The sequence below is a fragment of the Psychroflexus sediminis genome (assembly GCF_900099815.1).
Taxonomy (GTDB): domain Bacteria; phylum Bacteroidota; class Bacteroidia; order Flavobacteriales; family Flavobacteriaceae; genus Psychroflexus; species Psychroflexus sediminis.
In genome coordinates this window covers 120,763-143,317 of record NZ_FNCW01000009.1, presented here as the reverse complement: position 1 = coordinate 143,317, position 22,555 = coordinate 120,763, and the positions used below count along the sequence as shown (strand labels likewise).

Below are 22,555 nucleotides of genomic sequence, written 5' to 3'. Positions count from 1 at the left end.
ATCAATATCCTGATATAAAGACAGCCTACGATCTGGTTCAAGGACTCAGAAACATATTCAATACCGCAACATCTATTGAAATAGCCTATACAAAATTAGCACATTGGTATAAAGATGTAGAAAATACTGGCTTGAGAGCTTTCAATACAATAGCAAACACAATAACGCTCAATTATAGATCCATCCTGAACTACTTTATAAACAGAAGCACGAATGCATCAGCAGAATCCTTTAATGCCAAAATAAAAGCTTTTAGAGCACAGTTCAGAGGTGTTAAAAATGTAGAATTTTTCCTTTATAGACTCACTACGATATTTGCATAAACACAACTTTTAGTCTTGATCCTACAAAACCATGGCTATCGCCATTTTGGTTTTTATGTTTTACCCTGCGCTTACAAAAACTATGTTTTTGACACTTGTGTAAAACATAAAAACCACATTCTAACGAATGTGGTTTTGTGCTTGTCGTGATCGCGACAGGATTCGAACCTGTGACCGTCTGCTTAGAAGGCAGATGCTCTATCCAACTGAGCTACGCGACCTGTTTTTGCGAGTGCAAATATAGAAATAATCTTCTTTTACACAACTAATACTTTTAATTTTATTCAATAAAAAAGCCCCACAAAAAGTGAGGCTTCCGTATAGTTGAAAATTTATTATTTGGCTTCTTTCATTCCTTCTTCAATCATTCCGAAGAATTGATCTAGTTTAGGAAGAACTACGATTCTTGTTCTTCTGTTTTTCGCTCTGCCTTCTGCAGTTTCGTTGCTCGCGACAGGAATATATTCTCCTCTTCCCGCTGCAGTCATTCTAGTAGGATCTACGTTGTACTCTTCTTGTAAAATTCTTACAACTGAAGTAGCTCTCTTGGTACTTAAGTCCCAGTTGTCTTCAATATTAGTTCTTGAGATTGGCTGAGTATCGGTGTGACCCTCTACCATAAACTCAAAGTCTTTTTTATCGTTAACAACTTTAGCGACTTTGGCAAGTACATTTCTCGCTTCCTGAGTTACTTTATATTGTCCGCTTCCGAATAATAACTTATCTGAAATTGAAACAAATACAACACCTTTCTCAACGCTGATTTGAATATCCTCATCGTTGATATCATTTAAAGCTCCTTTCAAACTTGTTACTAAAGCAAGTGTTACACTATCTTTTTTGTTGATAGCATCACGCATAGTTTTAATCTGAAGATCTTTCTCTTTCATACTTTCTAAAGAACGTTCCAAGTTTTCAGCTCCTTTCTTAGAAATAGTAGCAATATCTCCAGTAGTATTAATCAAAGCTGCGTTTGTATTTTGAAGCGTTTTGATTTGACTTTCATAGGAAGTTCTGAGTGATTTTTTTTCATCTTCACAAGCAGAAAGTTGCATTTCAGCAGTTTTAAGCTGATCTTGAGTCGATTGGTATTTATCTTCCAGTTCCGCGTATTTCTTATTGGAAACACAGGAAGTCATTAAAATACCCGTAATAGCAATTGCAAATAATTTTTTCATGGTAAATTTTTTGTTTTAGTTATACAAATTTAAGCTTTGACATTTAAATATAATTGCACTTAACAAATTATTTATTGTCGGTTTTCAGTTGGCTGAATTGTTTATTATTCAGTACAAAACTATGCCAAACTATGCTACCTACAATAAATTCTTGTTTCTTTTTTTTTAACAACTTTCTTTTATTTAGCATTTCACTCATAAGACCATAAAAACTGAGATGCGCCTGTAATATTGCAGCAAAATGAGAAAACTTAGCTTTTGTTAAAAACCGTATTGCAGCTAAACCATCCAAAAGCATTCTCAGAACTATAATTTTAAATGGATTTTTTTCAGAATTTTTTAAAAGTGTGCATAAGGAGTTTCGAAAATTTAAAAATGTCTTTCTTGGACTTGAACTTGATAAGGTTCCGCCTCCTTGATGATATACTTCACTTTCTGAAGTACACCAAATGGAGTAGTTAAGATTTTTGAGTCTCCAGCATAAATCTATCTCTTCCTGGTGAGCAAAATAAGTTTCATCAAAGCCTTTCGTTTCTCTAAAACAGGATTTTCTGATAGCAAAACAGGCCCCACTAGCCCAAAAAATCTCTTCAGTGGTATCATATTGTCCTTTGTCCTCTTCAAGATGATCAAAAATACGTCCTCTGCAAAATGGATAGCCCAGGGCATCAATAAAACCACCTGCAGCTCCGGCATAATCAAATTGAGTTGGATGGTGTATAGATTTTATTTTGGGTTGCACAGCAGCGATGACCTCTGATTTTTTAAATAAGGCTAATATTCCTTCGAGCCATCCGTGTGTAACTTCAACATCGTTATTCAGTAAAACATAAATATCTTCTTCAACATACTTTAAGGCTTTGTTATAACCTCCGGCAAAGCCTGAATTTGTCGTATTTTTAAGGATGACTACTTCCGGAAAATGGTGAGTTAGGAATTCTAAAGAATCGTCATTTGAAGCATTATCGGCTACATAAATTTTCGCATTTTCAGAATGCGTAATAACCGATGGCAGGTATCTTTTCAAGAGATCCTTGCCATTCCAATTCAAAATAACTACAGCTACTTTCATCTGATTAATGTGAGGGTAAATGTTCTAAGAAGATATAGGTTCCTTGCTCATAATCCATTTGGCAAAAGTAATGATTCATTCCATTGGTTATCATGAGATAATCCGCCTTGAGAGCCAGATTATACCTCGCAATTTGATCAAAGGTCTCTTGAGTTATAGGAATATGGGGTGCCTTGCATTCTACAATGAGTTCAATTTTTCCATCGGATTTGAAACCGATAACGTCATAGCGTTTTGTAATACCATTCAATTCAATTTTTCGTTCCTCATTCAAAAGGGCCAAAGAATATTTTTTTTCTGAAACCAGAAACTGCACGCAGTGTTGCCTAACCCATTCTTCGGGAGTTAAAACCAGATATTTTTTCCTCAGAATTGAAAATATAGCAGGCTTATTTTCTTTACTTTTGAATTTAAATGAATATTCCGGAAAATTCAATTTTTGCATAGTTCAAAGAAACAAAATTGAATCAAATTGAAGCTTATCTTATATGAAGGATTTTAAATCTATACTTTCAGACCTGGACCAAGGCCAATTCGCACCCATCTACTGTTTAGTAGGGGAGAGAGAAACATTTTTTGTTGATCTCATTGCCGATAAAATTGAGCAAACTGTTCTCTCGGAAGATGAGAAGGCCTTTAATCAAAGCATTCTTTATGGAAAAGATGTCAGTATAGATGATGTCATTGGCCAGGCCAAGCAATATCCCATGATGGCAGAGCACAGAGTGGTCATTGTGAGAGAAGCTCAGGCTTTGCTGAAAAACATGGACAGTTTATTATCCTATATCGAACAGCCCCAGCATAACACGGTTTTAGTGTTTTGTATTAAGTATAAAAAAATGGATGGGCGGTCAAAAGTGACTAAACTGTTAAAGAAAGAAGCCGTTTATTTTGAAACCAAACCGCTTTACGATAATCAGGTTCCGCAATGGATTGCGGAAACTCTTTCAGCATCAGGTTATTCAATTGTTCCAAAAGCTTCCGAAATGTTAGTGGAGTTTTTGGGTAACAATTTATCCCTGATTTATAAAGAACTCGAAAAACTTAGGTACGTGGTGCCCCCTGGAACTAAAATAACCCCTGAACTCATCGAGGAAAATATCGGGATCAGTAAGGATTTCAATAGTTTTGAATTGAATAAAGCGATAGGAATTAAAGATGAAGTTAAGGCTCAGCAAATTGCATTTTACTTTGCCCAAAACCCAAAACATCATCCGTTGCCGTTGACAGTCGCTACACTTAATTCCTTTTTTAATAAACTATTGAGATACCATGCCCTAAAGGATAAATCTCAACAGGCAGCCAGCAGAGCTTTAGGAGTAAGTCCGTTTTTTGTTAAAGATTACAGTTTTGCTGCGCAAAAATATACAATGAAACAGGCCAGTCAGGCCATTGCTTTAATACGTGATGTCGATATGAAAAGCAAAGGGGTGAGAACCAACCAAATTCCTCATGGGGATTTGCTGAAAGAGTTACTCGTTAAACTAATGAGGTAAATCTTAACTTTTACTTTTTAACTCTTCAATCTGTTTACTAATATCATTCGCCTCTTTTAGTTTGGCATCCGATTTTTGTCGGTTCACTTTTGATAGCTCAAAAGCATCCTTGTGAAGTTTTTTATATTGATCTTCGAGTTTTTCTAAATCCGTCTTCTTTTTAAATAATCCAAACATAATTTTTGATTTTAATTCATCTCTAAAATAATTATTTTAATCTACAGAAGGCTGTTATTTTTAAGTCTTAACCTAAAATTATCTAAATGAGTGAAATTTGAAAACTTTAATGAAAAGAAATCGTATCAATAGTTAATAAGCTTCATCATTTTAGTATTTGAAAGAATTAAATGCCTATATCTGTTGTATTTAAAAGATTTGAATTATCTCGTTAGTGTGATGTTTCCACTATAGGTTTGGTTATCGATCAGGATGCGATACCAGTAATCGTCTGCAGGCATATTATTCCCGTTGTAAGTACCATCCCATTCAAAAGGGGCTTCATCTGCACGAACTAAAATCTTCCCGAATCTATCAAAAATAATAATTTCAAAAACATCAAAATAAAGGTCCCCTTCAATTTTAAAGGTATCGTTAATCTGATCAGCATTGGGCGTAAAAAAGGCAGGAATCTCTAAAAATATAAATTCTTCGGTGGCGATTCCACATCCACTGTTTTCCCTGACATAGACAGTATATAAACCGCCCTCTATATTATCGAAGACTGGTTGACTCTGATAACTGAATCCGTTTATAGAATAGCTGAAATCACCTTCTGAAACGGTTTCAATGACCAGGGAGTTGTCAACTTTGGAAATTGCCGAAATTTGAGGAGCAAAAATCGATTCAATCACAAATGCTTTGGAAACCACACAATTGTCTGCAGTGATCAGTTCCAGCCTGTAAATTCCAGCGGTATCCACCTCTATGGAACTGCCGGTTTCTCCGGTACTCCATACATAGTCGACATTTTCAATAGTTTCACTCAAGGTGATACGCTCTCCCTCGCAAATTTCAAGCGTTTCATCCTCAAGTTCCGGCGTTTCATAAACAGTATATTGAATAGCTACACGCTCTGGATTGGTGCAGTTTCCTTCAAGTGTAGTGGCCTCTGCATAGTAAGTTCCATTATTTTCTGGCTTAAATTCAAACGTATTTTCTGCCAGAAGATTACCTGCATTTTCACTATCATACCAGTTAACTCTAAAAGTGGAATCAGTTTCCACCGCCATGCTTTGTGAATCTCCTTCGCAAATAAAAACATCACCAAGACTTACAGGATCTATAAACTCAATTAAATTTACCTCAAAAACAGAAGAAATACTATTGCAAGCCGTGCTATTTACATTGGCAAAATCTTCAGCTACAAGCACTCTGTAAAATTGATCACTGTTGATTTGTGGAACTATCAATAAATTATTTGTTTCACCAGGAATATTAGTCCAGTTGTCACCATCTTGACTGTTTTGCCATTGGTAATTTGGTGATTTATAAACGCTAAAACCCGGACTGGCTTCCAGAGTGAGATTGGTTAAGGATTCACCTTCACAGAGCTGGATATTTGTTTCACTATTTTCACTGATTATTTCAGTAAAATCACCACAGGATTTAAACACGATGTCATCTATGGCTAAATCGTTTCCACAGCCACCTATACCATTGTTTAGCATCTTTAAAATCACCGAGTTTTGCCCGGGCTGTGTAGTGAAAGTTAAAGCAAACTGCTCCCATACCGGAGAACTTGTCCCATTAATATTACCTGTGTCCCCTTCCGCTAGAATTATAGTATTGGTTTCATCCCAGATCTGAAACCTGACATTAACCGGGATGCCGTTACCTTCGCAACCTGAAGCTGGTAAGATATTTATAAGCCAGGCCGAAAACTCATAGGAGTTATTGATACAAAGTCCGTTAATAGGAATTTGATAAAACAAACCTGATTCAGAAGTAGAGTCATTACTGGCATTTACAATGAACGCTTTACCATTTTCGTCATTTAGGGTATGATCTTGGGGGAGATTCCATCCATATGCAGAGGTACTGTTAGTGATGGTGTATTCTCCATCGTTAGGATCATTCCCGTTAACAAAATCATATGTAGTCGTACCTGGAGGTAATGCCGGTCCGTTTTGTGTTCCCTGGCCAAAATCTTCTTCAAAAATGGCATCCCCAGAATTTCCCTGGCAAAATCCCAGGCCGGTCTGTGCTTGTGAGGCAAAACTTGCTAAAACGAATACTACTCCTGTTAATGATTTTTTATTCAAAATAACACCGATAAATTAAGTCTGTAAAAATACGATTACTGAAAATAAGAAAGACCTATTCCTCTCAAGAATAGGTCCTAAATCTAATATACGCTAAAAGTTAAGGCTTATAATTTTACAATTACCCCATAATGTTATATCCCCCGTCTACATATCTTATTTCACCGGTAATCCTTCCGTTGGGTCTTAACAGATGTAAGACTTCATGCGCTAAATCTTCAGGCAGGGCATTGCCAAGCGGACTCTTGCGATGCGCATGCTCTACATCTTTCTGGTTTAGTGTAGCGTTTCCGGCTTTGCTACCCATATAGGGAGAAAAACGAATACAATTCACCCGAGTGCCGTTCTTTCTGCCCATTTCATCGGCAAGTTCAACGGTTATACGTTCCAAAGCAGCCTTAGCGATGCTTATGTTTCTGTAAGGGTGAAAAGTGACTTTGGAAGCGGCGATATAACTTATAGAACAAATAGACGCATCGGCATTCAAGAGGTTATTTTTGAAAAGATGGCTCGTCAGGCTGATCAGGGAAAAGGCTGAGACTTCCATCGTATCGCAAAATTCTTTAAACGTGACATCCAGCAATGGCTTTACAACTTTATTTCTGATCGTCTTGTCCATGGCAATCGCATGTAAAAAACCATCAATTTTTATTTTTTTGGTTTCCAGTTTCTTGCAAAAATCATCAATACTGGCATCCAGGGAGACATCCAGTATTTCGGTAAGGGTGTCTTCTCCCAATTCCTGATGAACACTGTCCTGAAAGTCTTTGAAATTCTGATTCAGAAAAGACTTGGCTTTGTCCGATAAATCTTCATGAAATTTACTTACTCCAAGTCCTGTGCAAATGACCTGGCCGCCGTTTTCTTTAATCGTTTTGGCCACATACATGGCTAGCGAATGCTCATCTGCAATTCCTGTGATGAGATATGTTTTTCCTTTAAGCATGTTTTAAATTTTAATTACCATTTATAAAGTGCAGTTCCCCAGGTCCATCCGGCACCAACAGCTGCAAACAGGAGTAAATCACCGTCCTTGAATTTATCGGCCTTATGAACTTCATCTAATACCAGAGGAATCGTTGCTCCAGAGGTATTGGCATATCGGTCCATATTGGTCATTACTTTTTCAAAAGGCAGGTTTACTTTTTTGGCAATAGTTTTCAAAATTCCAATACTGGGTTGGTGGGGAATCATAAAACTGACATCATCTATAGAAGTTTTCGTTTTTTCTAAAAGCTCCTCGATAGATTCAGGGACTACTTTGGTTGCTGTATCAAAGACTTCTTTTCCATTCATTTGGAAATAATGCATGCGATTGTCTATAGTTTCTTTAGAGGTAGGTGTTTCAGATCCGCCACCAGGAATGGTGAAATGTTCTTTGCCGCGTCCGTCAGAATGTAGGTTGAAGTCGATAAAACCTTTATCTTCCTCTGTTTTACTCAAAATTAAAGCTCCGGCGCCATCTCCAAAAAACACGGAATCCCTGCGTTCCCAGTCAATAATATTCGAGAAGGTATCGGCTCCAATGACTAAAACATTGTTATAGACTCCGTTTTTGACAAACTGATACCCCACCGAAATGGTGAATAATGCACCCGAGCAAACCGCCGCGACATCAAAAGCTACAGCATTGAAAGCTTTCATTTTCTCCTGTACAAAACACGCGCAAGAGGGTGCTTGCCGATCTGGAGTCGTGGTTGCCACGATAATGAGGTCAATATCTTCAACCTTTAAATTTGCATTTTTAACGGCATCCAGGCCTGCTTTGTAAGCTAGGTCACTAGTGGCTTCATTTTCCACAATTCGCCGCTCTTTAATCCCAAGTTTGTTGAAAATCCACTCATCTGAGGAGCCTACTTTTTCAAAAAAAGAATTTGGAACTACTTTTGGAGGCACATAGGCTCCGGTACCACTTATATACACATTAGGCATAGACAATAATTTATGCGTTAAGTGGCGAAATTTAAGTTTTTAATTCACTTTTCAGAATAAATCTGATAAAAGACTTCTAATTTTAACATTTAAGACCTGAAATGATTAAGAGGCAAACAGATCAGAGGAAAGATACCGGTCTCCGCGATCACAAATAATACTAACGACAACCCCATGTTCCAAACTTTCACAAAGTTTCACCGCAGCTGCGGTGGCTCCGCCGGAACTCATCCCCGAGAAAATGCCTTCTTTTTCAGCGAGATACCTTGCCATTTTTTTAGCTTCCGCTTCATTGACTTCATAAATATGGTCTACGCGGTTTGGGTCATATATTTTGGGTAAATATTCTTCCGGCCATTTGCGTATGCCTGGAATTTTGGTTCCTTCTGCCGGGTGAACTCCTACAAGTTGTATGGCGTTGTTTTTTTCTTTTAAAAACCTGGATGTTCCCATAATGGTTCCTGTAGTTCCCATAGAAGAGACAAAGTGTGTAACTTTTTGGTCTGTATCTCTCCAGACTTCAGGTCCTGTGGTTTTGTAATGCGCTTTCCAATTGTCTTCATTTGCAAACTGATTGAACATATAGTAATTCCCGCTTTTTACTTTTTCTTCGGCATAATCCCGGGAATACATGATGCCTTTCTCTCCGTCGGTAAGAGTAACTTTAGCGCCGTATGCCTTCATCGTTTGCACGCGTTCCTGAGTGGCATTTTCCGGCATGACCAATTCTATATCCAGGCCAAAAATTCCTGCCACCATGGCCAGGGCAATACCCGTATTTCCACTGGTAGGCTCAATGAGTTTTGTGTTTTGATCGATATCTCCACGTTCCATGGCAGATTTTATCATATTGTAGGCTGCACGGTCTTTGACACTTCCTCCTGGATTTTGTCCCTCCAGTTTGAGAAACAATTTGACATTGGGATTTTCGACCAGGGTTTTTGCTTCTACAAGGGGAGTATTTCCTATTAAGTCTAATATACTTCTACTCATGATTTTTATTTTGGTTGATTTTCACCATAGATTTATGGGTGACAAAGGAATTACTGGGTACAGATTTGGTTAGCCAGACGTTTCCGCCAATGGTTGAGCCTTCTCCAATGACAGTTTCACCTCCAAGGATAGTTGCATTGGCATAAATGGTAACATGGCTTTTTATCGTTGGATGTCTTTTCTGGTGTTTCAGGGTTTTATCCACCAATAAAGCACCGAGTGTCACCCCTTGGTAAATTTTTACACAATCTTCGATCTCACAGGTTTCTCCAATCACAACTCCTGTCGCATGATCGATAAAAAATGGATTCCCGATTTTAGCCCCGGGGTTGATATCGGTTCCCGTCGACGTATGTGCACATTCCGACATTAATCGGGGCACAATGGGTAAGCCAAACTCCAGCAAGGCATGACTTAACCTATAAATCGCAATGGCATAAAACCCAGGATAAGCCAGGTAAACTTCGTCTATAGAATTGGCTGCAGGATCATTTTCTTTGATAAAACAAGCGTCTTTATTCAATTTTTGAAGAATATCGGGAAGTTTTTTCATGAAGTCGGTCCAGATCTCCCGACAGGGATCCTCCTCTTTGAAGCATACCAAATCCGCTAAAACTTTGAATTGTAATTCCAGTTCATCCATTCCGGTAGTGACATCGGTTTCCTTATCAAACAGGGTTAAGAAAAGTTGCTCTGTAAACTTTACCGTTTTGCTTTTAATCTGATATACGTTGGAAACTTTTGCTTTCTCAGCTTCTATTTTCCGAATAATATCTTGTTTCAGTGTTAGGGACATATTGCTAATTTAAACAACCTAGTATTAAATTTTCAAAATTGCTTTTGAAACGTGAAAGTAAGAGTTCAATTGCTAAGAACAATTTTCATTCCTTAATTTTAAACTTACTTTACGATTTTAGAATCGAAAAACTACTGTTTTAAATTGATATTTGCAGAAAAAACAGGATGCCTAAGGTTTTGATAGTTGGAGCAGGTTTAAGTGGTTTATCGACGGCTTATGGGGTGAGGAAATCCAATATGGATGTTGAAATTTTAGAAGCAAGACCAAGATTAGGAGGTAGAATTCTGACCAAAAACCTAAATCCCAGGCACTTAGAATTGGGAGCGACCTGGTTTGGACCACAGCATACCAGCCTTCTCAAGCTTATCCGTGAATTAAACATTCCTTTTAAAACCCAGGAAAATGGGAGGGAAGCAATGTATGATTTCCGTCCTAAAGGAAACCTAGAGCGGTTTCAAATACCCCATCAGGAAGCCTCTACTTATAAGTTTGACAACGGTACTTCTGCACTTATCGATACATTGAAAAAGGAAATTTCAGTTCCGATTCATTATAATGAAGTTGTGAAATCAGTAAAATTTGATCAGGGTTTTGAGATCCGGACCGAAAACAGGCAGTTTAAGGCGGATTATCTGGTGATAAGCATCCCGCCACAGTTGATTACGGATAGCATCCGTTTTGAACCGGGTTTATCAGAGCATTCACATGTTTTGTTATCAAAAACACACACCTGGATGTCAGATTCCATCAAGTTTTCGGTTGCTTTTGATTCAGATTTTTGGAAAAAGGATGGTTTTACAGGTACCTTGATGAGTCCACAGCAAATCATTCAGGAAATGTACGATCACAGTGATGTGAGAACAGCACAACATGCGCTCGTAGGATTTTTAAATTCGAGCTATTCCGAACTTACCAAAGAGGAGAGAAAACAAAGGGTCTTGAAGCAGCTGGGTACTTTATTTTTAAATGATGATGTACAAAATGAAGCCTATGCTGACGTGAACTGGAGGGAAGAAAAATTTACCATTCATGAAAAAGCGGAGCTGCTCGTTCCTCACCAAAACAATGGCAATCCCGGGCTAAGAGAGGGTTTTTTTAGTAATCGCCTGTTTTTTTCAGCTTCAGAAACTGCAGCTCAGACTCCCGGATACATGGATGGAGCCGTCCATCGGGGACTGGAAGTAGGGGAATGGCTTCTGAAAAAGTTATCCTGAAACTTTCGAGTTGATTTCTGAAATCTTATTGATCAGAAATAAGTAGTCCTCACGATTGGCCACAAAATCCAAATCTGAAATATCGATAATTTTGACATCGATTTTATTTTGGGAATTGAAAAAGTTCAGATAACCCTTATGAATGTTTTTAAGATACTCAGGAGATATATTCTGCTCGTAATCCCTGCCTCTTTTTTTGATATTACTGAGTAAGCGTTCTACATTCTGATAAAGATACACATACACGTCAGGCTTGGGGACTTCGCTATACATGATGGTGAATATTTTTTTGTACAGGGCATATTCATCTTCCTGAAGCGTAACTTTTGAGAATATCAGAGATTTGTTGGGATTGTAATCTGAAATGGCAAAGTCTGAAAACAAATCCAACTGTGAGATATCATCCATCAGCTGCTGATGGCGATCTGCCAAAAAAGACATTTCAAGCGGAAAAGCAAATCGGGTTTGGTCTTCGTAAAATTTGGGTAAAAATGGATTGTCCTTAAACCTCTCGAGAATCAGTTTCCCATTGAAATCTTCAGCTATCATTTCAGCCAGGCTTGTTTTTCCTGAGCCAATGTTTCCTTCAATGGTGAGGTAGTTTATCTGCCTGAATTCTGCAATTCTGGGCTGAAGCTGCTCCGAAATCGCCTCGATAGGCGAATCGTCCGGACTCGCTGACACCAGGCTTGAAATGCTTTGATTTAGCCTGGGGTGAACCAGGTTGGGAGCTACATCTGCTAAGGGGTAGAGGACAAAATTTCTCTCAGACAGTTTGGGGTGTGGAATGCTGAGCGCCTTTGTATTTATGATCATCTCTCCAAAAAACAGAATATCCAGATCCAGGGTTCTGGCCTGATAGCCTTCGGTGTTTAATCGGGTTCTTCCCAGTTGGAGTTCAATAGCCAGGAGTTTTTCCAAAGTTATTTCAGCAGAATGCCTTGTCTTTACTTCTATGACGGCATTCAAAAAATCCTCCCCCTCAAATCCCCAGGCTGGTGTCTGATACACTTTTGAAACCTTGGTGACATCACCTAGTGTTTTATAAATTTCATGGATTGCTTCCTTAAGCAAAGTCAGTTTATTGCCTTTATTGCTTCCCAGGGCAATATATGTTGTGGTGATGCTATTCAATCTATTTAGAAAATTTTATTAAATATTGATTTACTATCTACTCTCAAACTAAGCGTTTCTTTAAGTTTGCAGCTTAATTTTGCCACAAAGGTAAATATCAAATCGAAATATAATTGACAGCAGTACAAAAACTTTCTTCAGACCGCATCTATCTTATTCTGGCGGCTTTGTTTATTACTTCTCTAGTGGTTTCCAATCTTATCTTTAAGAAATTTTTTTACTGGGATTTCTTCGGTTTATACACCTTTGAAATTTCTGTGGGTGTTTTGCCTTATCCCATAACGTTTTTAATCACAGATTCTATAAGTGAGATTTATGGAAAGAAGAAAGCCAATCAGGTAGTCACTCTGGGTATTTTTGCTTCCGTATTTTCCCTGCTTATCATAATGATTTCCGAAGCTGTACCTTCTACCAGCTGGTCTCCAATTGGCGATGAAATATTCAGTAATGTATTTGGAGCCACGACAATCGCAGTTGGCGCGTCGATGATGGCCTACTTGCTTGCTCAGTATGTCGACATTTACATCTTCCACTTCTGGAAAAAATTGACCAAAGGCAAGCACCTGTGGTTAAGGAATAACTTCTCCACGTTTTTATCTCAGTTTGTGGATACCTTTGCAGTGGTTTTTTTACTCAGTGTTTTCGGGGAACTGGAATGGAAACTCTTCTGGGGTTTACTTTTAAGCGGATTTCTTTTTAAAGTGCTCATTGCCATTTTGGATACGCCGTTCCTGTATTTGATCGTTTACCTCCTGCGTAAAAGATTTCACTTAAAACCAGGCGAAGAATTGATGGAATCCTAAGGTCTTCAGCTTAAACAATTCTAAATTTTAATTCTTTTTTAGGGTTAAAGGAAAAGGCATTACGTAATTTTAGATCAAATTTTAATTATGAAAAAGGCTCTTAAAATTATAGGAATTATTGCGTTGGTACTCATTATTGCATTATTTCTTACTCCCATTTTATTTCAGGGAAGTATAGAAAAAATGGTAAAAAAGGCGGCTAATGACAATGTAAACGCTCAGGTGGAATGGTCTTCCTTGGACTTGAGTTTGTTCAGAAATTTTCCTGATGCAAGCCTAAGCCTCGAAAATCTAAGCCTGATCAATAAAGCTCCTTTTGAAGGAGATACATTACTCTATGCCAAAGAGTTTAATCTCGCTATGGGCGTGATGCAGCTTTTTAAAGATGAGGGTTTAAGCATTGACGAAATGTATTTAAACGAAGCGGTGGTCAATATAAAAGTGGATTCTCTCGGAAAAACTAATTACGACATCGTAAAAACTTCTGAAGCTACAGATTCCAGTAATAAAGAGGCCGAAAAACCATTTCAACTTAATCTGAATCATTACGAGATCAATTCCTCCCGAATAAATTATCTCGATGAAAGCGGTAATCTTTATTTAAAATTACGCGATTTCAATCACAGGGGGGATGGCGATTTCGCCGCATCTGTGTTTACTCTGAAGACACATACAGATTCCAAAATTTCGTTTGACTACGACGGAACCAACTACTTAAAAAACAATTCAATTGTCCTGGATGCGGATTTGAAAATGGATTTTGAAACTATGAAATTCTCCTTTTTAGATAATGAAGCGGTTGTCAATCAACTTCCACTCAAATTTGAAGGTTATGTTCAGGTCTTCGATACATATAATGAGATGGATATCCAGTTTTCAACCCCTTCTTCAGATTTTAAAAATTTCCTGGCGCTAGTCCCGGAAACCTATGCTTCCAACCTGGATGAAGTTAACACAACCGGAGATTTTACGTTGACCGGGAGTATCCAGGGAAAAGTGGATGAGACCTATATTCCCAAATTAGATATTTCAGCGTCCAGCTCAAATGCGTCTTTCAAATACCCTGATTTACCAAAAAAGGTAGAAAATATATCGCTTGAGGTTGAAGTTATGAATGAAACCGGACTCGTAGAAGATACATACATCAATTTTGACAAAGTTAACTTCAGAATAGATCAGGATCGATTTACGGGAAGTGGTAAGATTAAGGATCTGACTACGAATATGATTGTCGATTTTAAAGTGGACGGGGTCCTGAATTTAGCAAACCTTTCGAAAGCTTATCCGCTTGAACTTGAACAGGATCTGAATGGAATTTTAAAGGCGGATTTAGCAGCTAATTTTGACATGAATTCTCTGGAGCGTCAAGCCTATGAAAACGTAAGCGCTCAGGGTTCAATGCAACTGTCAAAATTCGATTATACTTCGCCGGAACTTGCAAAACCATTGCATATCGAAGTTGCAGCTGTAGATTTTACAAGTGATGCGGCTCAGCTTAACAATTTTGAGATGACGGCCGGTTCTTCTGATCTACAGATGACAGGAAATGTTAAAAACATACTGGGTTTTGCCTTTTCAGATCAACCGCTCAGAGGTACCTTTAATGCCACATCAACCCAGTTTGACATCTCAGATTTCAGGGTTGAAAGCGAAGCCACTTCTACCTCAGAAACAGCCTCTGGCACCACTGCAGAAGCCATTCAAATTCCAAAGTTTTTAGATATAGTATTGAATTTTAAAGCTGAAAATGTGAAGTATGACAACTTAACATTGAACAATGCAAAAGGAAGTCTGGCTTTGAGAGAAGAAAATGCCATACTTAAAGATATCAGTGCTGATATCTTTGGAGGAAATATACAACTGGACGGAAAGGTTTCTACGGCCAATGCTCCAAATTTTGATATGCGCTTAAGCCTTAACACCTTTAAAATACTGGAAGCTTTTCAGCAGATGAAACTGATAAAAGGACTGGCACCCATAGCGCAGGCACTGGAAGGTATTGCTTCTACTACTATAAACTTACAGGGGAATCTGACCAATGATTTGATGCCTATCTATACTTCTCTCTCGGGAAGTGCACGGGCAAAAATAATCAATGCCCAGGTAGACCAAAATAAAATGCCACTGTTTTCGAAGCTAAATAGTCAATTTGATTTTTTAAATTTTGATAAGTTGAAAGTGAATGATTTAATCACTGAGTTTAACTTTAAAAATGGAGCAATAGATATTGATGATTTTGATTTTGAGGTTGAAGACATTAAGGTTGATGTTTCCGGAAGTCACAACTTTGAAAATTCAATGGATTATAAATTGAGTTTTAATGTCCCTGCAAAATATTTTGGAGATGAAGTAGGAGGCAAGCTGGCCCAGTTAAGCAGTGCAGATTTAAGCACCATGAGTGTTAGTCTTCCGGTTGGGATTACGGGTAGTTTTTCCAGTCCGCAAATAAAAGTCAATACTGAACGTGCAATACAAAGCCTGACCACTCAAATTGTAGAAGCTCAAAAAGAAAAACTGGAGAATACTGTAAAAGATAAGATTGGTGGTCAAATCGACAAGCTTCTTGGAGGCGGCAAAGCTGTCGACAGTACTCAGACAGACACCACCCAAACCAAAGAAGGAGCCATAAAAGATATACTCGGTGGTATATTTAAGAAAAAGAATAATTAAGCTGCTAAATCTAATCTGTATATGTTTAATCATCAATTTAAGCTTTAGCATGAAGGCTCAGGAAAACCACATTTATCCGAAATCTATCGAAGATGAAATAAAGCTGGCTTTGGATTTTTTTCCACAGTTGAGTGAGGTTAAGATCACTTTTAAGTTTAAATCAGACATCAAGAAATCGACTATGCAGGCTCAGCCCAGATTCAAGAGTTTGTTCAAACCCAGGTCCAGTCGAGAGTATTATATTTTTATAAGTGAGAAATTTAAAATTTCTGGACAGGAATTTAAAACCACCAATGTTCCCCCGGAAGTCATGACGGGTTGGATTGGCCATGAGTTAGGACATATTCTGGATTATGAAAATCGAAGTGCTCTAAATTTGATTTGGTTTGGAATTCGTTATTTATATATGGAAAAACATATTATTGAAGCTGAACGCGCTGCAGATACCTTCGCCGTAAATCAAGGTATGGAGGACTATATTTTAAAAACCAAAAACTTTATACTCGATCATGCCGATATTGATCAAAGCTACAAGAAAAGAATTCAGCGGTATTACTTATCACCAGAAGAAATCATGCAGATCGTACAAGAACGCTAGTTATTGTTCTCGCACAAATTTTTCCCATTCCTGAAATTTATCTTCATTCATCACCCGTTCCATCTTTACCTGTCCGCCCTTCTTTTTATTGCGGGCGTTCCAGTCGTAAAACACTTTAGGTTTGATGAGGTGGACTTTTACGCCTTTTAAAGCTTTGGTTCTGGCGACTTTATAGTTTTTATTGGCAGCCTGTAAAGCCTCATCCAGGGCTTCTGCCACTTTAGAAGAATCTAAACTCGTGTCTGAAGTCCCTAAATACCAATAGTGATAAAATTCATCATCTTCTCCGCGCTTAGCACAGATGGTATATTCTGAAATATCGATATCAAATTGATCTTCCAGCCTTTTCATAGCAGCATCCATCTTATTGACCGATAACTGAGAGCCTACAGTATTTAAAAAGAATTTAGTGCGTCCGGTTATTTTGATTTCAGCTTTGGCGATGTCGGTAAACTGAATGGTATCTCCAATGCTGTAACGCCAGGCACCACTTACGGTGCTCACGAGAAGAACATAATCCTGATTTAGCTTCACTTCTTCGATGCTGATACTTGGAGAATCGGGCTTTAATGAACCATCTGGGTTAATATATTCCGGCTGGAACGGGACGAATTCAAAAAAGATTCCGTTATCGGTAAGCAGCTGCATTGCATCGGTTTCTGGTCGGGTTTGCAGGGCTATAAAGCCCTCTGAAGCTAAATAAGTATCTACCACTTCAACGGGTTTACCCGTTAAGCGTTTAAAGCTTTTTTCGTAAGGTCCAAAGGCCACACCCCCGGAAGTATAAACTCTAAGATTGGGCCATATGTCGTGAATAGTATCTACTTGATGATAGTCGATGACTTTTTCCATCATCAGTTCCATCCAGGAGGGGATACCGCTTAAAGCACCAATATCCCATTTTTTGGCATGTTCAGCAATTTTCTGGACGCGTTCATCCCAGTCATCAATTTTAGAAATTTCTTCACCAGGCTTATAAAACCCTCGAAACCAAAACGGAATTCGGCTGGCGCTTATCCCACTGATTTCTCCTTCTACATGCTCGTTGTTTTTTTCAAGATTTGTAGAACTTCCCAGCATCATGATTTCTTTTTCAAAGAAATCGGCGGGCAAATCAAAGTTTTCCATCGCCAAAACCTGTTTGATTCCGGCATTTTTAATAGCCTCAATCATATCATCGGTCACGGGAATCCGCTTGCTGGTTTTTCCGGTGGTTCCTGAACTCAATGCAAAATAACTTGGATGACCAGGCCAGGTGACATTATCTTTTCCTTCGTGAAGCTTATGCCACCAATCGTTATGGATTTTATCATAACTAAAGTAAGGAATAGTGGATTTAAATTCTTTGTAGGGAACTTCAGATTTTAAAATTTTGGAAAACTCAAAGTGTTGTCCAAATTCTGTATGCTTAGCTTTTTCAAGTAAAAATTTAAAGGTTTCTTTCTGATTATCAACGTGATCGGTTTCGGAAGAAATAGAATTCCTGAGATTGATAACGCCTTTTATGATATTTCCTAGGATAGCCATGACTGGATAAGTTTTTACGCTAAGCTAAAACAATGTCTTTTTTTTATTCTGAATTTAAGCTTAAAATTGTTTAAAAACTATCATTTAAGATCTCTAAAATCTGAATCGCAGCATCACTGATTTTGCTTCCTGGTCCAAAAACCGCTACAGCACCTGCATCGAAGAGAAATTTATAATCCGCTGAAGGGATGACCCCACCTACGATTACCATAATATCTTCTCTGCCCAGTTTTTTGAGTTCAGCAATAACCTCGGGAACCAATGTTTTATGTCCAGCAGCCAGGGAAGACACACCAAGAATATGCACATCGTTTTCTACGGCCTGTCTGGCCGCTTCCTGCGGGGTTTGAAACAGCGGACCTATATCCACGTCAAAACCAACATCGGCATAGCCTGTCGCTACCACTTTGGCACCTCTGTCGTGACCATCCTGTCCCATTTTGGCAATCATGATTCTTGGTCGGCGGCCTTCTTTTTCAGCAAACTCATCGGCTAAGGCTTGCGCTTTACTAAAGGATTCATCTGTTTTCATCTCTTTGCTATAAACACCACTAAAGGATTGTATTTTGGCTTGATGTCTGCCATAGACTTCTTCCAAAGCATCGCTTATTTCGCCCAGAGTGGCTCTTTCTCTGGCAGCTATGACGGCTGCTTCTAAAAGATTGCCGTTTTCTTCTTTAGCGATTCGGGTGAGCTCGTTCAGAGTGTGTTTAACTTTCTTATCATCGCGCTCCGCTTTTATTTTAGAAAGTTTTTCAAGTTGTTGTCTTCTCACGGTTTGGTTATCCACCTCCAGGGTGACAATAGGATCTTCCTTTTTCAGTCTATAGGCATTGATACCGATGATTTTATCGGTCCCGCTATCGATTCTGGCCTGCTTTTTAGCTGCGGCCTGTTCTATTCTCAGTTTAGGAATTCCAGCTTCTATAGCCTTGGTCATGCCTCCAAGCTCTTCCACTTCTTCAATGTGTTTCCAGGCCTGTTGAGCAATGTCGTGTGTCAGTTTTTCAACATAATAACTGCCAGCCCAGGGATCTACAGTATTGGTGATTCCCGTTTCTTCCTGAAGGTAAATTTGTGTGTTTCTTGCTATGCGTGCAGAAAAGTCAGTCGGGAGGGCTATAGCTTCGTCAAGGGCGTTGGTATGTAAGCTTTGCGTTCCGCCAAACACAGCAGCAGTAGCTTCTATGCAGGTTCTTGCCACATTATTGAAGGGGTCTTGCTCGGTAAGTGTCCATCCACTGGTCTGTGAGTGGGTTCTAAGTGCTAAGGATTTTGGATTTTTGGGGTTAAAGCGTTTTACCAGTTTGGCCCAAAGCATTCTGGCTGCTCTCATTTTGGCAATCTCCATAAAATGATTCATGCCCACGCCCCAAAAAAAGGAAAGTCGTGGTGCAAAAGTATCGATGTCCATGCCCGCATCCAGTCCTTTTTTGATGTATTCTAGTCCGTCTGCAAGGGTGTAAGCCAATTCAATATCTGCTGTAGCTCCGGCCTCCTGCATGTGATATCCCGAAATACTGATGCTGTTGAATTTGGGCATATTTTGAGATGTAAACTCAAAAATATCGGATATGATTTTCATCGATGGTGTGGGAGGGTAGATGTAGGTATTTCTTACCATAAACTCCTTCAAAATGTCATTTTGAATCGTTCCTGAAAGTTGTTCCTGCTCAACACCGGTTTCTTCAGCAGCGGCGATATAAAATGCCATTATAGGTAAAACGGCACCATTCATGGTCATAGAAACCGACATTTTATCCAAAGGAATCTGATCGAACAATACCTTCATATCTTCGATGGTATCGATGGCTACTCCGGCTTTACCGACATCGCCAACGACGCGTTCATGATCACTGTCATACCCCCTGTGGGTTGGCAAATCGAAGGCTACTGAAAGCCCTTTTTGTCCGGCAGCAAGATTTCTCCTGTAAAAGGCATTGCTTTCCTCTGCAGTAGAAAACCCGGCGTATTGTCGTATGGTCCAGGGTCTTCTGACGTACATGGTTGAGTAGGGCCCGCGCAAATAAGGAGCCAGTCCAGCTACAAAATCCCGATGTTCTACCTTCTCTAAATCGTCTTGAGCATAAGTCGATTTTAATTTGATCTGCTCTGCAGTTTTAAATTTAGTGATTTCTTCCTGCGGCTTGCGAGAAGCCGACTTTAAAGTGATCTGCTGTATATCTTTTCTTTCCATACTACGCATTCGATTTTGAAGATGGATGGGTTTTTTCTTTATCCAGCCTTTCTTTTTCAAGGGGTTCGGCCAGTCGCTTCTCAAGAATAGGCTCTATAAGTGTTTTTCGCTGATGTTGCTTAAGAAATGGAAAAAGCTCTAAGTTCTGGGACATACGATCTTCCAGGTTTTTATACTTGTTGAGTCCAAGCAGGGTGAATTCCCCGGAATTGACCTTGGCTTGTTCTTTTTCAGCACTTTCCCTTATCTTCTTTTGAATTTTCCCTTCGAATAACTGATGAATGAAGCCCTGACCAGCTTCAATCGTTTTAAAAATGCCTAAGGCTTTTTCTGCCAGTTCCCTGGTTAAACTTTCAATATAATAGGTCCCATCCACAGGATTTAAGACCTTATCAAAATAGCTTTCCTGTTTCAGAATCAGCAGCTGATTTCTGGAAATGCGTTCGCCGAATTCGTTGCGTTTATGAAAAACTTCATCGTAAGCCAGGTTGTTAACCCAGTCGGCTCCACCCAAAATACCACTCATACACTCAGTAGTGGTTCGCAGCATATTCATATTGTAATCATAAATGCTGTGATTGCGCTTGCTGGGCTCTGCGATGATGTTGAGTTCAATATCTACTTCATACACGCTGGCTAAATTACTGACCAAAAGTCGGAAGGCTTTCAATTTTGCTATTTCAAAAAAGTAATTAGACCCTAGACTTATAACGAAATTGACATTTAAGGCAGTCCATTTCGAATCGTCTTGGTGCAAAACATTTAAATACTCGTTGAGATGAGCCAGTCCATAGGCAAGCTGTTGAATGATAAGTCCGCCGGAATTTTGATATAGCCTGGCATCAACATTAATCTGATTTTTAAAGCTTGAAAATTTTGCTGTTTTTAAAAAAACTTCAAAATCTGTTTTTTGATTTTTAAACCAGTTTCCAGAGGAAGCCAACTGATGCACAGGATCGAAACCTGCCCAAACTTTCTTGTTTTGATTGTCAAGGACGTGGTTTAATTTCTTTAAAAATTCAAGATCTTGAAACAAAACCTCTACATAGAGAGGTGTTTTATCATCTTTTAAAGCTTCAAAAAACTCTAATTTTTTACCGTCAGCTTCAGGAACGATGATCCACAGACTTTCTGCACCTCGCTCTATAACATCTTTGGCATTTTCTATGGTGATATCAACATTTTCCAGATAAAGCTTTTCAGTCACATACCAGGCTGGTGAATCTGGAAGTGAAAATTCGTAATCGTGATGATCTGCATGATAAAAAGGTTTTATATCTATGCCTTCATCGGTAGAATTGACAAGGGTTTCATTATAATCAGCTCCTTTTAAATCAACTTGTATTTTTTGCTTCCAGGCTTTAGCCGAAACGGAATCAAATTCATCAAATAATCTCTTACTCATCTTTATCGGTGTTTAAGCTATCCTCGTATTCAATAATGTAAATATCTTCATTTGATCGCTTCATGAAATAGGTTTCTCTGGCGAATCGTTCTATCTCAATACTATCATCCAGTTCTTTTAGAATCCGTTTATCCTTTTGGATTTCATTTTCATAATATAATTTGTTGGCTTCAATTTTATCAATTTCTTGGTTTAGTTCTCTGTGAACCAGCCAAGAATTACTGTCTAAAAACAGCATCCAGATGATAAAGACCGTGAGCACCAGCACATATTTGTTGCTCATAAATTTGAACCAGGGTTTTTTCTTCAGGTCTTTATATTTCATAGCTGTAAGTTACTAAAATTACAGGAGTCTTTCCTTTATTATAGTTTGAACTATATCTATAGCCACTGTATTGAAGCGATTATTTGGGATGATGATGTCGGCATATTCCTTGGTAGGCTCTATAAACTGCTGATGCATGGGTTTTAAAGTTCTTTTGTAACGATTCAAAACTTCATCGAGATTCCTTCCACGTTCAGAGATGTCTCGCTTGAGACGTCTCATCAGTCGTTCGTCACTATCGGCATGAACAAAAATCTTAATATCAAACATCTCCCTGATATCAGGATGTGTAAAAATCAAAATTCCCTCTACAATCATCACTTTTCTGGGTTTTGTAGTGATGGTCTCTTGGGTTCTATTGTGTTCTTTGAAGGAATATACAGGCTGCTGGATAGATTCACCTGATTTCAAGATTTTTAAATGTTCTACAAAAAGATCAAAATCAATAGACTTTGGATGATCAAAATTGATTTCTTTACGCTCCTCCATAGACAAATGCGACAAATCCTTGTAATAAGAATCTTGATAAATCACATCGACTTCATCGTGTTGTAATTCGTTTATAATTTGGTTCACCACAGTAGTTTTACCACTTCCAGTTCCCCCAGCAATGCCAATAATGAGCATA

At 38.5% G+C, this 22,555-nt stretch carries 21 protein-coding genes and 1 tRNA gene; 6 read left to right on the top strand and 16 right to left on the bottom strand.

The annotated features are described in order from the left end of the window. Window positions 1-323: transposase (locus BLP81_RS10105; RefSeq protein ID WP_245686452.1), on the top strand; the 323-nt coding region annotated here is incomplete at its 5' end. Window positions 324-470: 147 nt separating this feature from the next. Here BLP81_RS10105 and BLP81_RS10100 read toward each other — a convergent pair. The 4 genes from BLP81_RS10100 to BLP81_RS10085 all read right to left on the bottom strand — a co-directional run bounded on the left by BLP81_RS10100 (window position 471) and on the right by BLP81_RS10085 (window position 3,018). Beyond that, window positions 471-544, bottom strand: a tRNA-Arg gene (locus BLP81_RS10100). A 114-nt stretch (window positions 545-658) separates the two neighbouring features. Then, the gene (locus BLP81_RS10095; RefSeq protein ID WP_093368348.1) at window positions 659-1,501 is read right to left on the bottom strand and encodes an OmpA/MotB family protein; all 843 of its coding nucleotides are present in this window, start codon (window positions 1,499-1,501) and stop codon (window positions 659-661) included. Between the two features lie 67 nt (window positions 1,502-1,568). Then, the gene (locus BLP81_RS10090) at window positions 1,569-2,573 is read right to left on the bottom strand and encodes a glycosyltransferase family 2 protein (protein WP_093368347.1); all 1,005 of its coding nucleotides are present in this window, start codon (window positions 2,571-2,573) and stop codon (window positions 1,569-1,571) included. A gap of 4 nt (window positions 2,574-2,577) precedes the next feature. Then, window positions 2,578-3,018, bottom strand: coding sequence for a type I restriction enzyme HsdR N-terminal domain-containing protein (locus BLP81_RS10085; RefSeq protein WP_093368346.1), 441 nt, complete (start codon window positions 3,016-3,018; stop codon window positions 2,578-2,580). 43 nt (window positions 3,019-3,061) lie between these two features. On the opposite strand from BLP81_RS10085, the gene holA reads away from it, so the two are divergent. Beyond that, window positions 3,062-4,069, top strand: a complete 1,008-nt coding sequence (gene holA / locus BLP81_RS10080) for a DNA polymerase III subunit delta (RefSeq protein WP_093368345.1) — start codon at window positions 3,062-3,064, stop codon at window positions 4,067-4,069. A gap of 3 nt (window positions 4,070-4,072) precedes the next feature. Here the strand turns inward: holA and BLP81_RS13550 are convergent, their stop codons facing one another. From BLP81_RS13550 to BLP81_RS10055, 6 genes are all read right to left on the bottom strand, one after another. Continuing rightward, window positions 4,073-4,246 (bottom strand): Lacal_2735 family protein, encoded by a 174-nt coding sequence (locus BLP81_RS13550; protein WP_143002826.1) that lies wholly within the window; start codon window positions 4,244-4,246, stop codon window positions 4,073-4,075. Between the two features lie 203 nt (window positions 4,247-4,449). Then, a complete protein-coding gene (locus BLP81_RS10075) occupies window positions 4,450-6,330 on the bottom strand; it encodes a T9SS type B sorting domain-containing protein (RefSeq protein WP_093368344.1) in 1,881 nt (626 codons plus the stop codon). A 121-nt stretch (window positions 6,331-6,451) separates the two neighbouring features. Then, window positions 6,452-7,276, bottom strand: coding sequence for an SDR family oxidoreductase (locus tag BLP81_RS10070; protein WP_093368343.1), 825 nt, complete (start codon window positions 7,274-7,276; stop codon window positions 6,452-6,454). A 14-nt stretch (window positions 7,277-7,290) separates the two neighbouring features. Next, a complete protein-coding gene (locus tag BLP81_RS10065; RefSeq protein ID WP_093368342.1) occupies window positions 7,291-8,262 on the bottom strand; it encodes a 3-oxoacyl-ACP synthase III family protein in 972 nt (323 codons plus the stop codon). 105 nt (window positions 8,263-8,367) lie between these two features. Then, window positions 8,368-9,255: a cysteine synthase CysM gene (gene cysM / locus BLP81_RS10060; RefSeq protein WP_093368341.1), complete on the bottom strand. Its 888-nt coding sequence runs from the start codon at window positions 9,253-9,255 to the stop codon at window positions 8,368-8,370. Next, window positions 9,248-10,051 (bottom strand): serine O-acetyltransferase, encoded by an 804-nt coding sequence (locus BLP81_RS10055; RefSeq protein ID WP_093368340.1) that lies wholly within the window; start codon window positions 10,049-10,051, stop codon window positions 9,248-9,250. Before BLP81_RS10055 ends, cysM begins: the two co-directional genes overlap by 8 nt. Before the next feature lie 167 nt (window positions 10,052-10,218). Between BLP81_RS10055 and BLP81_RS10050 the strand changes: the two genes are divergently transcribed. Then, window positions 10,219-11,268 (top strand): flavin monoamine oxidase family protein, encoded by a 1,050-nt coding sequence (locus BLP81_RS10050; RefSeq protein WP_093368339.1) that lies wholly within the window; start codon window positions 10,219-10,221, stop codon window positions 11,266-11,268. On the opposite strand, the gene folK is transcribed toward BLP81_RS10050, so the two are convergent. After that, window positions 11,260-12,402, bottom strand: a complete 1,143-nt coding sequence (gene folK, locus BLP81_RS10045; RefSeq protein WP_093368338.1) for a 2-amino-4-hydroxy-6-hydroxymethyldihydropteridine diphosphokinase — start codon at window positions 12,400-12,402, stop codon at window positions 11,260-11,262. The two genes, BLP81_RS10050 and folK, sit on opposite strands and share 9 nt — an antisense overlap. Before the next feature lie 113 nt (window positions 12,403-12,515). On the opposite strand from folK, the gene BLP81_RS10040 reads away from it, so the two are divergent. The 3 genes from BLP81_RS10040 (at window position 12,516) to BLP81_RS10030 (ending at window position 16,473) form a co-directional block, all read left to right on the top strand. Beyond that, a complete protein-coding gene (locus BLP81_RS10040; protein WP_093368337.1) occupies window positions 12,516-13,205 on the top strand; it encodes a queuosine precursor transporter in 690 nt (229 codons plus the stop codon). 87 nt (window positions 13,206-13,292) lie between these two features. Then, entirely contained in the window at window positions 13,293-15,875 is a 2,583-nt protein-coding gene (locus tag BLP81_RS10035; RefSeq protein ID WP_093368336.1) for an AsmA-like C-terminal region-containing protein, read from the top strand. A gap of 49 nt (window positions 15,876-15,924) precedes the next feature. After that, window positions 15,925-16,473, top strand: a complete 549-nt coding sequence (locus BLP81_RS10030; RefSeq protein ID WP_093368335.1) for a hypothetical protein — start codon at window positions 15,925-15,927, stop codon at window positions 16,471-16,473. On the opposite strand, the gene BLP81_RS10025 is transcribed toward BLP81_RS10030, so the two are convergent. From BLP81_RS10025 to udk, 5 genes are all read right to left on the bottom strand, one after another. After that, window positions 16,474-18,000: a GH3 family acyl-acid amido synthetase gene (locus tag BLP81_RS10025; RefSeq protein WP_093368334.1), complete on the bottom strand. Its 1,527-nt coding sequence runs from the start codon at window positions 17,998-18,000 to the stop codon at window positions 16,474-16,476. 70 nt (window positions 18,001-18,070) lie between these two features. Continuing rightward, window positions 18,071-20,197: a methylmalonyl-CoA mutase gene (scpA, locus tag BLP81_RS10020; RefSeq protein ID WP_093368333.1), complete on the bottom strand. Its 2,127-nt coding sequence runs from the start codon at window positions 20,195-20,197 to the stop codon at window positions 18,071-18,073. Between the two features lies 1 nt (window position 20,198). Continuing rightward, window positions 20,199-21,602, bottom strand: a complete 1,404-nt coding sequence (locus BLP81_RS10015; protein ID WP_093368332.1) for a methylmalonyl-CoA mutase subunit beta — start codon at window positions 21,600-21,602, stop codon at window positions 20,199-20,201. After that, a complete protein-coding gene (locus tag BLP81_RS10010; RefSeq protein ID WP_093368331.1) occupies window positions 21,595-21,927 on the bottom strand; it encodes an FtsB family cell division protein in 333 nt (110 codons plus the stop codon). The genes BLP81_RS10015 and BLP81_RS10010 overlap by 8 nt, the downstream gene beginning before the upstream one ends. Window positions 21,928-21,945: 18 nt before the next feature. After that, complete coding sequence (gene udk, locus BLP81_RS10005) at window positions 21,946-22,554, bottom strand: uridine kinase (RefSeq protein ID WP_093368330.1); 609 nt, start codon at window positions 22,552-22,554, stop codon at window positions 21,946-21,948. Between the last annotated feature and the right edge of the window lies 1 nt (window position 22,555).

What these genes read in the sequence shown, in the direction of transcription:
- BLP81_RS10050 (WP_093368339.1), top strand. Translation starts at nt 10,219, where the DNA reads ATGCCTAAGGTTTTGATAGTTGGAGCAGGTTTAAGTGGTTTATCGACG.
- BLP81_RS10095 (WP_093368348.1), bottom strand. Translation starts at nt 1,501, where the DNA reads ATGAAAAAATTATTTGCAATTGCTATTACGGGTATTTTAATGACTTCC.
- BLP81_RS10090 (WP_093368347.1), bottom strand. Translation starts at nt 2,573, where the DNA reads ATGAAAGTAGCTGTAGTTATTTTGAATTGGAATGGCAAGGATCTCTTG.
- udk (WP_093368330.1), bottom strand. Translation starts at nt 22,554, where the DNA reads ATGCTCATTATTGGCATTGCTGGGGGAACTGGAAGTGGTAAAACTACT.
- BLP81_RS13550 (WP_143002826.1), bottom strand. Translation starts at nt 4,246, where the DNA reads ATGTTTGGATTATTTAAAAAGAAGACGGATTTAGAAAAACTCGAAGAT.
- cysM (WP_093368341.1), bottom strand. Translation starts at nt 9,255, where the DNA reads ATGAGTAGAAGTATATTAGACTTAATAGGAAATACTCCCCTTGTAGAA.
- BLP81_RS10010 (WP_093368331.1), bottom strand. Translation starts at nt 21,927, where the DNA reads ATGAAATATAAAGACCTGAAGAAAAAACCCTGGTTCAAATTTATGAGC.
- BLP81_RS10070 (WP_093368343.1), bottom strand. Translation starts at nt 7,276, where the DNA reads ATGCTTAAAGGAAAAACATATCTCATCACAGGAATTGCAGATGAGCAT.
- BLP81_RS10035 (WP_093368336.1), top strand. Translation starts at nt 13,293, where the DNA reads ATGAAAAAGGCTCTTAAAATTATAGGAATTATTGCGTTGGTACTCATT.
- BLP81_RS10055 (WP_093368340.1), bottom strand. Translation starts at nt 10,051, where the DNA reads ATGTCCCTAACACTGAAACAAGATATTATTCGGAAAATAGAAGCTGAG.
- scpA (WP_093368333.1), bottom strand. Translation starts at nt 20,197, where the DNA reads ATGGAAAGAAAAGATATACAGCAGATCACTTTAAAGTCGGCTTCTCGC.
- BLP81_RS10065 (WP_093368342.1), bottom strand. Translation starts at nt 8,262, where the DNA reads ATGCCTAATGTGTATATAAGTGGTACCGGAGCCTATGTGCCTCCAAAA.
- BLP81_RS10025 (WP_093368334.1), bottom strand. Translation starts at nt 18,000, where the DNA reads ATGGCTATCCTAGGAAATATCATAAAAGGCGTTATCAATCTCAGGAAT.
- holA (WP_093368345.1), top strand. Translation starts at nt 3,062, where the DNA reads ATGAAGGATTTTAAATCTATACTTTCAGACCTGGACCAAGGCCAATTC.
- BLP81_RS10030 (WP_093368335.1), top strand. Translation starts at nt 15,925, where the DNA reads ATGAAGGCTCAGGAAAACCACATTTATCCGAAATCTATCGAAGATGAA.
- BLP81_RS10085 (WP_093368346.1), bottom strand. Translation starts at nt 3,018, where the DNA reads ATGCAAAAATTGAATTTTCCGGAATATTCATTTAAATTCAAAAGTAAA.
- BLP81_RS10015 (WP_093368332.1), bottom strand. Translation starts at nt 21,602, where the DNA reads ATGAGTAAGAGATTATTTGATGAATTTGATTCCGTTTCGGCTAAAGCC.